This window comes from Sinorhizobium kostiense (assembly GCF_017874595.1).
GTDB classification, from domain to species: domain Bacteria; phylum Pseudomonadota; class Alphaproteobacteria; order Rhizobiales; family Rhizobiaceae; genus Sinorhizobium; species Sinorhizobium kostiense.
This window is the reverse complement of record NZ_JAGILA010000003.1, coordinates 163,585-175,715: the sequence shown is the minus strand read 5'-3', so window position 1 is coordinate 175,715 and position 12,131 is coordinate 163,585. Positions and strand designations below refer to the sequence as shown.

The following is a 12,131-nucleotide window of genomic DNA, read 5'->3' as shown; positions in this document are numbered from 1 at the left end:
TGCGGAAGAGGGCGGCGAAGCCGAATCGGCTTCGCCCCGGTCATATCAAGCCGGACCGATCTTCTTGGTGGCGTTGGCGACGCCATTGATTTTGGTGATTTCGGTCGCGACCTGCAGGCTCTGTGCCGTTGCTTCGTTCTGCGCAGCCTTGAAACTGGAAATTGCAGAACTGATTCCCCCTTCCAGGGTAGATGTAGGACTGGTACTAGCCATTTCTTGTCTCCTTGTTGAACGATACTCAGCCTACCGTAATCAAAGCGACAATCAATTTTTATTTTTGAATATCGTGCGATTCAGGGATAACAAATCAGTCTTTAATTTGTGGCTTAAATGAGTTGTATTTGTTTCATGGATATCGGTTTGAACGTAAAGTGAACGGAGTTTAACATGTTGACAATCTCAATGTACGGCTCTCCGCGTTAGTTCTACATTGAGATACGCGAGAAAGTTCTATCTGAGTCCGCAAGACAGTGCTAAGAGCTTCCAAACGAATTACGAAGGCGGAGGCACCATCGTGAGAGGCTGCATGTTCCTTGTCGCTACAGCCGTTTGGCTCGCACTCGCATCAATTGCGACCGCTGATGTGCGCAACGTGCGCCTCAAGGTCATTTCCCAGCCGGTGTCTCAGGTCGTCGAAACCCTGGAGTTCATGACCGGCATCCCGGTGACGCCCGTCGGGACCTTGAACGGGACGGTCGAGAACTGGACCGTGGACGGCAGCGGGGTGGAGGCGTTCCGGGCGCTTGGCGAAGCAGCGAACCTGTTCGTCGCCTTCGACGGAAGCCGGATGGTCATTTCGCCCAAGAGCGAGATCAACACTGTCGTCCTGGAGCAACGGACGCGAAGCTGGGATGTGGCGCGCAACGCGGTGCGGGCGCTGTTTCCGATATATCCCGAAACGGCGATCCAATACGATCCGACAAGCGATGTCCTGATTGTCCGCGGTCCCCCGATCTTCGTCTCCGCCGTCGAGAGCGTGCTTAACCGGTCCATGGAAAAAACGGTCCAGGTGTTCAAAGAGGGCGTGCCGGAAGTCGTGACCGTACAACGCACCTCGGCGCCCAACTGATGCCGAGGGCCATACCGGCGGCCGATGCGGCCGCCATCGGCCAGCTCGTTCGACTGAGGAGTGCCCGGGAGACCAGGCTTGCGCGACGGCTGAAGGAACTCGAGGAGCGGTTCGAACGGATCGAACGGGAGAAGACTTCCGCGGAAAGATTGCTGAATGACATCAGTCGGCGGGAAGACGAGGCTTCGCCGATCCGGAAAATGTCGCCCGGCAAGCTCGTCACGGGACGAGCTTTGCTTCTTGCCTCGCAGAAGCTTGAACTGATCGGTCGAGAGCGCTCCTTGGCGCAGGCGCGCGTCGAAGAACTCGATGCGGAACGCGCCGGCCTCTCCCGGATGCTGAAGGAATGCAGGACCGAGCTTGCGCTTGCGCGGCGCAAGGCGGCCCGGATGGATGCACTGGCGTCTCCGGATAGCTGAAGTTCAGGGCTGTACGAAGAACCGCGGCGCGAATAGAGGATTGCGCTTTAGATTCCTGTTTTTATGCATGTCGTTGGCCCAAAACCGCTGCACACTTTTGGGCGACATGCATTAGCCTTGCTTGCGCGGCGGTGAATTTCGCATCTCCGCGCCAATCTGCCGGCGTGCCGATTTCACATGCGGGTCGCCCTGGGTCTCCTTGTGCTCGCGCCGGGCTTCGGTCTTGGTCATCCGGTGTTCCCGTCGGAAGAGTGCGCGTGAGATGTGCAGGTCGAAGAACGCAGCGACGATCATGATGGCGGCCGAGATGACGGCGATCGTGCCGACAAGGTGAACCGCAACGCCCAGGACGCAGGCTTCGCCGCATAGCGGCGACCAGAAGATCCCGTTCAGGAAATAAAGAAGGGTGCCGGCGCCGGCGACGGAAAGAAGAGCCAGTTTCGCGAGTCCCTTGAGGAACTCCGTGAGGCTGTCGAGGGAAACGACTTTTTTCAGACCTTCCATCGGATTGAGACGGCCGAGATCGAAGCCCATTTGTTTCATCGATACGGGAAAGCCCTGCGCATCGATGATCGATGCCGCAAGGACGACTACCAATCCGAGGAGGAGTGGAGGCCAGACGATGCTGAGGAGCGCTGCGCCCATCTTAGTCAGCACCGACGCAAGCGCCGGGACCTCAGTGGGCTTGCCGACCAGCTGCAGCACGGCGTCGAAGAGGTGAACGAAATCGCCGATGATGCTGCCGAGGCCCCAGGCGAGATAGGTCGCGATCGCCAGCACCGAAAGCGCCACCGGCAACTCGCGCGATCGAGGGACCTGACCCTCCCGCCGGAGCCTGTCGAGCTTTACCCGGCTCGGGGGAAGGGACTTTTCCTCGGTATCGTCATTTTTCGCCATGGCCGACTTCCAGGAAGGCCTTGATCTCGGCGAAGGACTCTGTCCATAGCGTGCCGAAATAGCTGGTGACGAAAGACGAATAGACGACGAGCACGACGAGGACGGCGAGGTTCTTGAATGTAGCGCCGCTGTCGTTCAACGGGAACTGTTTCGCCGAGCGCCCGACGAAGGCCAGCGACAGCTCGACCACGCACATGACGATGACGAAAGGAGCGGCAAGCACCGCGCCGACGCGAAACAGTCGGGCGAAGCTTTCGAGGATAATCATCAGCCAATTATCGGTCGCGACCGGGCTCAGGGCAAAAAGCGGCCAAAGCCCGAAGGAATTGTAGAAGATCGCCACGAGGTCGATTACACCGCCCGCCGCAACGAATACCGCAAGCGCGACCGACATCAGCAGCGAACCGAGCGGTGTCGTCTCGAGCGCATTCACCTGATCGAAGAGATTGGCGGCATTCGCGCCGCGATAGACGTCGGTCATGTCTCCCGCCGACTGCGCCGCCCAGAAGGGAATGCCAAGGCCCATGCCAAGGAGACCGCCGAACGCCATTTCCTTCAACGACAGGGCCGCGAGGTCGAAATACGAGGTCTTCCCCGCGGCAAGCACCGAATAGGCATGGAAAACCGATGGGGCCGAAAGTCCGATGGCGAGGCCGAAGCGCAAGATGCCGACGATGCTGAAGAGCGAAAACAAGGGAAAAATGACCGTGATACCGAGGGCACGCGCGGCGCCCAGCAGCGCGGCGGCCGGCACCGCCGTCTGCTCGTTGACGAGGGACGCAGCCGCGAGTGCCATCGGCGCTCACCGTATCATGGTCGGGAAATCGTTGAGGATGTGGATCGAATGCTCGATCAGCGGCGTCGCCAGCGCCCGTCCGAAAACGAGCAGCAGGAAAGAGATCGAGAAGATCTTGACGATCTGCGCGATCGTCTGTTCCTGGATCTGCGTCGCCGCCTGGAAGATCGCGATCACCAGCCCAAGAACGGCGGCGAACGCGAGGATCGGTCCCGCCAACGCGAAAGTAGCGACGATGGACGTACTGATCTCGGTGGCGATCTGTTCCTCAACCATGATCATCCCGCATAGGAAAGCACAAGTCCTTCGAGAAGCCGCCGCCAGCCATCGACGGCGACGAAGAGCAGCAGCTTGAGCGGAGTCGACACGACAGTCGGCGACATCATTTGCATCCCGAGCGCAACGAGGATCGCGGAAACCGCGAAGTCGATCATCAGAAAGGGCAGATAGATCAGGAAGCCGATCTGGAAGGCCCGGGTCAATTCGGAGACCAGGAAACTCGGCGTGAGAATTGTGATGTCGTCCGGGTCGGCGGGTGTTCCCTGTGCGCCAGACCAGACCTGCTGCGACGATTGGACGAAGAAACCGCGAACCTCCTCGTCGGAGAATTTCAGCATGAAAGCCTTCAGCGGCGCCGAGAGCTCGGCAATGCCCGCCGCCATTCCGCCGATCGTGCCGAAATCCTGGCCGCTCGTCGCGAGGATCCGCCACGATTCCTGGAGCACCGGGTTCATGACGAATGCGGAAAGCACGATGGCGACGGCGAAAACCAGGAGGTTCGGCGGCGTCTGCTGGATGCCGATGGCATTGCGGACGATCAGCAGCACGACGGAAATCTTGGTGAAGGAGGTCGCCACGACCGCGATGACGGGGAGCGCCGAGATCGCCGCCATGGCGGCGAGACTTTGGGCAAGGGGAAAACTGCTTTCCATCAGTCGTGAAGCGCCGTGATGCGGACCGCTGCGAAGCCGTCCAGCGCGACGATCTCGCCGCGACCGATGATGCGGCCTTGCGCGACGATATCGACCGCTTCCGGTAATGTGCGGTCGAGCGTGAAGACATGCCCTTCGCCGAGCGCTTCGAGCTCGCCGAGCGGCAATTCGACGCGCCCGGCTTCGAAAACGAGCTTGATCGGGATATCGGAGATAGCCGAAGGCTGCGGCGGCCCTTGCAGATCCTGGTCCACGTCTTCGTTCGTCATGAGATGCCTCATCGGGTTCCTGGGGCGGGTCAGCAAAGGCTCGTCGAGCGTGAAGCCGCGTTGCGTGCGGGTGCAGCGGGCGAGATAGCGCTCCCCCGTGACCGCGACGGCGGTTTCTGGCATTGCCGGATCGATGACGATCGCGTCGCCCGGCGCGAGATTTTGAATCTCGCCGGCCGTAAGAAGGGCAAAGCCGCGCCTGAACGCAACGCTCGTCGTGAGCCCGCTCAGGCTGCGCCGGGGCAACCGGGCCGCCCAGCGGACAAGTCCGGCAAGCGTCTCCGGATCGAATTTGCCGCAAATCGTGCAGGCGAGGCCGTCCCAGCTCACATCGAAGGCGAAATTCAGCGCCGCGCGATCGACGGTCGGCTCGTCGAGTTCGGTGAGCGCGATCTGTCCGCCGGCCTCATTCTCGATGGCGCCGAGCGCATCGGCAACCAGGCACTCGAGCAGGTTGGCCTTCGTTGCTGGCGGCAGCAGGTCCCACCGGGTCAGCGGCTCGAACCGTTCCACGAACAGTCTCAACGTCCCCTCGGGCACCCACAGTTCGGCGGCGCGGCCGGCGATCTCGAGGCGGACGGCCACCGGGTCGCCGATCCTGCCGATGGCGATCTCCGGCGCTAAAGGGCGAACCGCCACGGTGCCGTCTCCCAGCGGGATTCGCCACGGCTTTCGGGCACCGATGCGGGGGGCATCTGCGCGCATGTTGGTTACGGCTTCGATTGTACGGATTGTCGCGACGGTCATCGGGCGAGCTCGCGAAGCGCTGCGACCGTTTCATCGAAGGTGCGACAGCCTTTAGCGCCATACAGAAAGCTGTTGATCCTGTCGCGCTTGCGCACCGCCTCGTCGGCGGCCGCATCCTGCCCCTGCCGATATTCGCCGACGCGGATGAGGAGCTCAACCTCCTTGTAGAGAGCGAGCAATGACCGCAGATGGTTTGCCGCCTTGTTGTGGCTCTCATCGACGACGGCATTCATCGTGCGGCTCCTGCTGGCGAGCACGTCGATGGCGGGGAAATGCCCGCTCTGGGCGATACGATCGGACAGCACGATATGTCCGTCGAGAAGCGCGCGGGTCTCCTCGGCGATCGGGTCGTCCTGTTCCGCCCCCTCGACCAGCACCGTGTAGAACGCCGTCATCGTTCCGCTTGCGCTGTTGCCGGCCCGTTCGAAAACCTGGGGCAGCGCGGCAAAGACGGAAGGGGGAAAGCCGCGGCGCACCGGCGGCTCGCCGGCGGCAAGACCCACCTCGCGCAGCGCCCGTGCCATGCGCGTGACGCTGTCGACGATGAGAAGCACACGCTTGCCCCGGTCGCGGAAATGCTCGGCGACGGTGGTTGCCGTCAGCACGGCCTTGTAACGCTCGAGCGCGGGCCGGTCGGATGTGGCGACGACGAGCACCGTGTTCGACGGCTTGCCCGCCGGCATGACGCGGTTGACGAATTCCCCGACCTCGCGTCCGCGCTCGCCGACGAGCGCACAGACGACGAGATCAGCCTCGCTGTTTTTGATGATGTCGCCGATCAAAGTCGATTTTCCGACCCCGGGGGAGCCGAAGATGCCGATCCGCTGACCTTCCCCGCAGGTCAGCAGGCCATCGATCGCGGGAATGCCGACCGGGAAACGACGGTCGATCGGGCGCCGCGACAGCATGTCGGCCGGCGCCGCGTGAAGCGGCTGCGAAAAGCGCGCCGTCTGGCCCGTCTGGCCCTCCGCCTTGCGAAGGATGTTTCCGTGGGCATCGATGATGGCGCCGATCAGGAAATCGCCCGTCGTAACCGAAGGCTCACGGCCGGACGGAACGACTTCCGTGCGCACTGATATGCCGCGGGTATCCCCATGCAGCGAAAGAAGAGCGGTTTCGCCGTCGACGCCGACGACATCGGCGAACCCCAGCCGTCCCTGACCCGGTTCGCGCAGTTCGCAAAGCTCGCCGATCCGCACTGCCGGAAGATGCGCGCGCACCAGTAGCCCCGAAACGCCGATGACACGGCCGCTAGGCCGACGCGTCTCCGCCCGAGCCATGTCTCTTTCGAGCCGCAGCAGCGCTTCAACCACGCTCGGCCGCCTCCATGAGCGCGGCGATCTGTTCCCGAACGCCGATATGCGCCCGGCTCGCAGGAGTCTCCATCACGATTTCGCCGGCCGAAAGGAACTGGTCAGCGACCACATCGATGCGCTGATCGAGCCCTTCGATCGCCTTGCGGACCACCGCCGCCTCGCCGGCGGCAACGCGCAACGTCACGCGCTGGGTCTCGGCCGTTTCGGCGATCGCCTGGGTGACAAGGCGACGAACCCGCTCGTCTGCATCGAGACTACCAACTATTCTGGCGACAGACCTGAGCACAATCGGTGTGACTAGGCTTTCGATATTGAAGAGCGCCTTTTCCGCCTTGGCGGCTGCGGCGGCAAATCCCTCCGTCGCCCTGCGCAGCCCTTCGGCATAGCCTGCGCGGTAGCCGTCCTCCCGTGCCGCCTCGCGTACCTCCGAGGCCTTTGCGGTTTCAATGGCCGCGGCCTCCCGTGCGGCCGCGGCCAAGGCCGCAGCTTCGCTTACCAAACCGAACTCCCGAGCCGGGATGACGCGGCTGCGGCGCCTAAGCTCTGTCATCGGCGCCGTCCCTTTCTGCTATCGTCGCGGCGGCCGCGGCAGCGCCGATGGCGCAGGCGGCCGGCCGAATGAGCGTCACGGACCCGGCATCGAGATCCCCCCAGTCGGGCTGCCAGGCACCGGCCAGGCCCTCGCTCTTGAACCATAGAGCGAGGATTCGACCGCCATCGGCAAGGACGAGCCGGCGGCTTTCGTCCTGGGACGGGTCGAGCGGAGCCGCTGAGGCGGGGGAAAGCACGGCATGGGCAAACGCGAAACGAACTGCCTCACTGCCGAAGACGCCAGAAAGCGCTGCGACGATCTCGCGGGCAAACGCCGTTCCAAATGCGTTCAAATGGTAGGTCAGGCCTGCGCGCAATGCCGCCTCCTTCCTCGCATCCGAAGGCAGGAGGAGAAATCGTCGCAGGCTGTCGCTGCAGGAGGCGGGATCGCCGACCGCCTGCGCAATCCACTCGAAGAGCCGCGTCTGCATGCGGGGCAGAGCCGCCATTCGCCGGCAGAGCGTCGCATCAAGCCAGTCCGCTCCGCGGGCCATGGCCATGTCCTCCGCCTTTGCGGCAACGAGAACCGACCGGCGAATGTGCGCATCCTCGAGCGCCTTTGCTCCGTCCTGCCGGATCGCCGACCTCATCGGCTTTCCTTCCGACGCGGGGCGATCAGAAGCAGGCTCGCTGCGGCCGCGAGAATGACGGCCGCTACGATCGAGAGGCTGCGATAGCCAAGCAGTGGTCCGAGGCTGACGAACTCGTCGGTGGCAGCAGGCTCGGTGGTTGCGGACGTTACCGCCGGACCCGCTGTCGACGCCGTCAGACCGACTTCCGACCATGGGCTGGTGATGACGGAGACGTCCTCATAGGCCAGTCCCCGAATGCTGTTCAGCATTATGGAGCGGCTTTTCAGCTCGATGTCCGCCAGGTCTGCGCCCGGTCGATACTGCAGCAGCGCCGAAGCGCGCGCCTTCTCCTTGATGAGGCCGCGGCCGTTGTCTTCCGGCAGAACGACGTGCACGCGAGCCGCTGCGACGCCATCGAGCGCCGACAAGGTATCGGCAAGCTGTTGTTCGACCGCGTAGGCCATGCGTGCCTTCTGCTCGAAGGGGGTCACCAGAAAGCCGTCACCCGGAAAGAGATCGGCGACGGTGCTGCGCGGTTGGCGCGGCAGACCTGCCTCGGCGAGAAGTTCGATCGCCCTGGTGCGATCGCGGCTGTCTACGGAAATGGAAAAGGTCGAATCCTCACCCGCCAGGACCTCCGCGTGGATTCCGGCCCGCTCCAGCACAACCTGCGCGTCGCGGGCGTCACGCTGGTCCAGCGCCGTCAGCACGTCTTCGCTGCAGGAGGAAAGTAGAACGCAAAGAAGGATGGCGGCTGAGAGTTTGCCGGCGCGCGACCAAGGCGTCGCGTGACTATGCGGGAAGACAGCCATGATGGGGCGCCTTACTGCCCTTGAGTCAGTCGCTTGGAAGACGACATGACGGATTGGGTGAGCGACGACAGGAGCGTCATACCTGTGGCGAATTGCTGCGATGCCTGAAGTCGATCTATCGACTGGGTCAGGGTATGAACCCCCGTCGCCGCCTGCTCAACCTGTTCGGAAGCCTTGGCGAAGCGCACCGCTGATGGTTGGGGGCCATGATCGCTCTCCAGCTTGAACAAAGAGACAAGTCGATCAAGAAGGGCTGGCGCTTTCTCGCTCGCGGGAGGCAGGGAGATGGGCAGGTTCTCCGGGTCCGCCTGCGGCGATATCTTCCTCAAACCGGTAAAGGTCAGCTTCTGGACATCTGAAACAGGCGCGAGAGAAGTATGTTCGCCGCTGATCCGCTGCGCAACCACGTCGGCTGTTCGAAGCGTTGCCCCCGTCGATAAGGTCTGGACGGCCGCCAAAAACCCGCGCTCGGAGAAACCTTCTTGGCTCATCGAGAAATCCTCCAGTCGCTACTGGGCCGAATGCGTCGGCCGTTGAGGAACCTTCAGCCCTCGTCGCCTTCGTCGATGGCTTCCTTGGTAAAGTTGAATAGCGAATTGTTCAGCATCAGTGTGTTGGACACCATGCTGGGCAGGTAGGCCTCTATCGCCGCCGACAACACCTGCTCGTCGCTGTTAGGATCGACCTTCTTTGCGGGGTTTGTCCCTCGCTCGCCCGCTCCTCTCGCGGCACTGCCTCCGTCGACGACATGTGAGAATACACTTGGATGGCTACCCACGGCATCAATCGCCATTTCTTCTCCCTCTCGCCTGATTGGCCTCTTGACCAACACGTCCCGTTATACAGAGAGTGTCGTGTGCGCTTGCTTTCCCGGGTCGGGCCCAGTGAACTCGACTTAGACGACGTTCCCGAAATAAGAGGAACTGGCTATGCGGCCGTGTGTCACGTCGAGCTAACGGAGCAGTTTTTGAAGTTGAAGTTCTTCCCGCCTGGGGACGCGGTAATCTCGACGCCGTACTGAACGCTGCCGACGTTTATGTCGCCAAGGTGGCCATTCGACTTGAGCCAATCCAGGATACTCTTGATGTCCACCGTCCCGTTATCGGTCTTGGAAGTGAGCACCAGTGAGATGACCTTGTGACCATTATAGCCTTCGAACACGTTCCAAGTCGCTCCGCCTACATTGACATTGCGGTGGATCGGAATCGCCGCCCCGGAAGCGTCATAATGATATGAGATGGGCTTAACATTGCCGCTGCCGTCTGGATTTCCGGTGTAGTTTGTCCAGAGCATTATCTCATTCTGATGTGAGCTGTCCCAGATGTCGTAGGCGGTGTTCCACGCGCCGCCAGCAGGAACATCCTGATTGAAGCTCGATGTCAGAGTGTTGATTGAACTGAGTGGTTTCCCGACATTGAAAGCCTGGTGGGGGTAGCTCTTGATGCCATCAGTATTAGGCTGGTTCGACCACACGCTCCACTGGTTGTCTGCATGAACCGAAATCGTCTGAGGCCCAGCGGCCTTACCCCCATATATGTCGTTGTTCCAAGAATAGCCACCGTGTGAAAAGTCTCCGTATTGAGCGCTCGAGCTCCAAATCGGAGCGTTTGTCGATAGAAGCGCCGCAGTCGGTGAGTTAGCTCCATTCACAGCTTGCCTGAACGGTTTATCATCCTGTGTGTCGACATACCCCGGCGGGAAGGCCAACGATCCGGTACCATCTATCCGATTGGAATACATAAGGCTCTCCTTCTGTTGCGAGAACAAAGATCTCGGGCCTGCGCGACGACACTGACGGTGATACCCTCTTTTCTCCACACTAGGGAAATCGAGTTTTTGCATGTCACTATTCAACTGACGGATAACGGGGGATCGTGTGACGTGCGGCGTCGAGCAATCGCTGGCGGAAGGCGACCTTTGAGAGGAGGTTCCTCAGTCTCGATTTTCAGAGCGCCGACCCTGCATGACCGAACTGAACGTCGAGCCATCTTTTCCAGCGCCGATATCCGATTCAGCACGGGACCAGTGGGTGCCTGGTCTGCTGGGCGCATTCGCTCCGGTCGGCTCCTGTCATAATCCGTCTCCCATGCAACGAGGAAGCGCCGATTTGGAATACGGTGCCGCCGCCGCCTGAACGACTTCGACGCTTCAGAGCGGAGCTCCTTGAGCTGCGCCGACGAGACCTACCCGTCAGAACTAGCGTGCCGAGCGTCAGTCTTGCACAATTGTGCGCGCTCCAGCATCTTCCCCTGCAACTGACGAATCCCTGACCTGCGCTAGTTAGCTAGTTCAAGAACGGACCGCCGCAAGACGGATCTTTGCCGAAGTAGCTGCCCGTCACGTTGAAAGAATCGACAAAACAGGACGTCCGGCAAAGGTGCAGCTTGCTGCAGATGGCGCAGTCGGAATCGACGACCTCTGGATCTGTCGCTCGCTCACAAAGTCGTGCGAACGCATCGCTGTTCCAAATTTCTTTAAGGCCAGCATCGAACACATTGCCCAAAGTAAAAGCCTTAACCCCGTGCATCTTGTCACACACGGATACGTCGCCGCTCGGAAATATCGACATTCCGGAGATCATGCCGCCACAGGGATACCAGTCCGTCTCTGTCCACAATTTGTTGGCATCCTCGGGCGGTTCAATATTACAGAGGTGTGAGTACTGTTCACGCTTTTGTTCGATCCGATCTCGGACACGTGACAGTTCTTCAGGAGTAACGTTGGGAGCACAATTGGCGGCGGAGTTGATGGCTCCGCTCTCCATATAGGAAATGCCGATACCTCCAACTCCCAAATCAACCAGGAAGTCTATCGTTTCCTGCACCGCATGCTGAGTCATCGGCGTCAGCACGCTCTTGATAAGCACTCGGATTCCGGCCGCGCGTAAAAAACGAATCGCATCGACTACCTTGGGAAAATGTCCGCTGGTCCTGGTCACCTGATCATGCAGTTCAGGCGAGCAGACGTCCAAACTGATCGTCACTTCTTCCATGCCTGCATCTTTCAACCGAAGGGCAATGTCAGGATCAGTCCCGATTACCGTTCCGTTGCTAGTGAAGACCGGGATCATACCCCGTGTGAGGGTGCGCTCTAGCAACTCAAGCCAGCCATTAAAGATGGTCGGTTCGCCACCAGTGAATCCTGCAAACACCACGCCCCAGTCCGCCGCCTCATCCAGCAATTCAAGGCACTTGCTCAAGCTCCAGCGCCGGTCGCTCCTCTGGCGATTATCTTGATAGCAATAGGAGCACCTGAAGTTGCAACTGAACGTAAGAGTGATGCTGATCCCCGCAGGAACGGGCCATTTGCCAAAAGTTGCGAGGTCAAGCGCGGAAGGATCAGCCCGGTAGAGGAATTCTTGCGGACTAAATCGCTCTCTTGGGACTGGCGTCGTGTCGAAATTAAGAAAATGCCGATACTTGCTCAACAACTGATCAATTTGTGAGTGAGCATCAACATCCTTAAGGCCGAAGGTTTGGCCATAGATAAAGGCGATTTGGGGTGGGAGGAGACCTTTGTCGCACAGCGACAGAAAGAACGCGTGAGAAGGGTCAAGCATTTGGATCTGGGAAGGGTGGTGACCATGAGCCAAGGCGTACCCCGCCATCGGCTTTAGGCAAACCGTTTCCTTGAGCTGGGGGAACAACTTGGTATCGTCCATGGTCGCTTATCCAGATTTCCGATCAAGGTACGTCTACTCGATTACAAGAA

General features: G+C 60.6%; 16 protein-coding genes. 2 read left to right on the top strand and 14 right to left on the bottom strand.

Annotation, left to right across the window (positions count from 1 at the left end; all coding sequences use genetic code 11):
- Positions 1-45: 45 nt before the first annotated feature.
- Positions 46-213 carry a hypothetical protein gene (locus J2Z31_RS13595; RefSeq protein ID WP_167333621.1) on the bottom strand — a complete coding sequence of 56 codons (168 nt, stop codon included), beginning with the start codon at positions 211-213 and terminating at the stop codon, positions 46-48.
- Positions 214-526: 313 nt separating this feature from the next.
- Here J2Z31_RS13595 and J2Z31_RS13590 point away from each other — a divergent pair, with 313 nt between their 5' ends.
- Both J2Z31_RS13590 and J2Z31_RS13585 read left to right on the top strand, forming a co-directional pair.
- The gene (locus J2Z31_RS13590; RefSeq protein ID WP_150852056.1) at positions 527-1,069 is read left to right on the top strand and encodes a hypothetical protein; all 543 of its coding nucleotides are present in this window, start codon (positions 527-529) and stop codon (positions 1,067-1,069) included.
- Positions 1,069-1,488: a hypothetical protein gene (locus tag J2Z31_RS13585; RefSeq protein WP_028002619.1), complete on the top strand. Its 420-nt coding sequence runs from the start codon at positions 1,069-1,071 to the stop codon at positions 1,486-1,488. Before J2Z31_RS13590 ends, J2Z31_RS13585 begins: the two co-directional genes overlap by 1 nt.
- Before the next feature lie 111 nt (positions 1,489-1,599).
- Here J2Z31_RS13585 and J2Z31_RS13580 read toward each other — a convergent pair whose 3' ends face one another.
- The 13 genes from J2Z31_RS13580 to J2Z31_RS13520 all read right to left on the bottom strand — a co-directional run bounded on the left by J2Z31_RS13580 (position 1,600) and on the right by J2Z31_RS13520 (position 12,081).
- The gene (locus J2Z31_RS13580) at positions 1,600-2,385 is read right to left on the bottom strand and encodes an EscU/YscU/HrcU family type III secretion system export apparatus switch protein (protein ID WP_028002618.1); all 786 of its coding nucleotides are present in this window, start codon (positions 2,383-2,385) and stop codon (positions 1,600-1,602) included.
- The gene (locus J2Z31_RS13575; protein WP_028002617.1) at positions 2,372-3,181 is read right to left on the bottom strand and encodes an EscT/YscT/HrcT family type III secretion system export apparatus protein; all 810 of its coding nucleotides are present in this window, start codon (positions 3,179-3,181) and stop codon (positions 2,372-2,374) included. The genes J2Z31_RS13580 and J2Z31_RS13575 overlap by 14 nt, the downstream gene beginning before the upstream one ends.
- Positions 3,182-3,187: 6 nt before the next feature.
- A complete protein-coding gene (locus tag J2Z31_RS13570) occupies positions 3,188-3,457 on the bottom strand; it encodes a flagellar biosynthetic protein FliQ (protein ID WP_028002616.1) in 270 nt (89 codons plus the stop codon).
- A 2-nt stretch (positions 3,458-3,459) separates the two neighbouring features.
- The gene (gene sctR, locus J2Z31_RS13565; protein ID WP_028002615.1) at positions 3,460-4,113 is read right to left on the bottom strand and encodes a type III secretion system export apparatus subunit SctR; all 654 of its coding nucleotides are present in this window, start codon (positions 4,111-4,113) and stop codon (positions 3,460-3,462) included.
- Entirely contained in the window at positions 4,113-5,129 is a 1,017-nt protein-coding gene (gene sctQ, locus J2Z31_RS13560; protein WP_050577623.1) for a type III secretion system cytoplasmic ring protein SctQ, read from the bottom strand. Before sctQ ends, sctR begins: the two co-directional genes overlap by 1 nt.
- Positions 5,126-6,442, bottom strand: a complete 1,317-nt coding sequence (locus J2Z31_RS13555; protein ID WP_028002613.1) for a FliI/YscN family ATPase — start codon at positions 6,440-6,442, stop codon at positions 5,126-5,128. The genes sctQ and J2Z31_RS13555 overlap by 4 nt, the downstream gene beginning before the upstream one ends.
- Positions 6,435-6,995 (bottom strand): type III secretion system stator protein SctL, encoded by a 561-nt coding sequence (gene sctL, locus J2Z31_RS13550; protein ID WP_028002612.1) that lies wholly within the window; start codon positions 6,993-6,995, stop codon positions 6,435-6,437. The genes J2Z31_RS13555 and sctL overlap by 8 nt, the downstream gene beginning before the upstream one ends.
- Complete coding sequence (locus J2Z31_RS13545) at positions 6,982-7,626, bottom strand: hypothetical protein (protein ID WP_028002611.1); 645 nt, start codon at positions 7,624-7,626, stop codon at positions 6,982-6,984. The genes sctL and J2Z31_RS13545 overlap by 14 nt, the downstream gene beginning before the upstream one ends.
- Positions 7,623-8,420, bottom strand: coding sequence for a type III secretion system inner membrane ring lipoprotein SctJ (gene sctJ, locus J2Z31_RS13540; protein ID WP_033058253.1), 798 nt, complete (start codon positions 8,418-8,420; stop codon positions 7,623-7,625). The genes J2Z31_RS13545 and sctJ overlap by 4 nt, the downstream gene beginning before the upstream one ends.
- Before the next feature lie 11 nt (positions 8,421-8,431).
- Positions 8,432-8,911 carry a hypothetical protein gene (locus tag J2Z31_RS13535; RefSeq protein ID WP_028002609.1) on the bottom strand — a complete coding sequence of 160 codons (480 nt, stop codon included), beginning with the start codon at positions 8,909-8,911 and terminating at the stop codon, positions 8,432-8,434.
- Between the two features lie 53 nt (positions 8,912-8,964).
- Positions 8,965-9,213, bottom strand: a complete 249-nt coding sequence (locus J2Z31_RS13530) for a hypothetical protein (protein ID WP_028002608.1) — start codon at positions 9,211-9,213, stop codon at positions 8,965-8,967.
- A gap of 149 nt (positions 9,214-9,362) precedes the next feature.
- Positions 9,363-10,160, bottom strand: coding sequence for a GH12 family glycosyl hydrolase domain-containing protein (locus tag J2Z31_RS13525; RefSeq protein WP_028002607.1), 798 nt, complete (start codon positions 10,158-10,160; stop codon positions 9,363-9,365).
- A 544-nt stretch (positions 10,161-10,704) separates the two neighbouring features.
- Positions 10,705-12,081 (bottom strand): radical SAM/SPASM domain-containing protein, encoded by a 1,377-nt coding sequence (locus tag J2Z31_RS13520; protein ID WP_028002606.1) that lies wholly within the window; start codon positions 12,079-12,081, stop codon positions 10,705-10,707.
- Between the last annotated feature and the right edge of the window lie 50 nt (positions 12,082-12,131).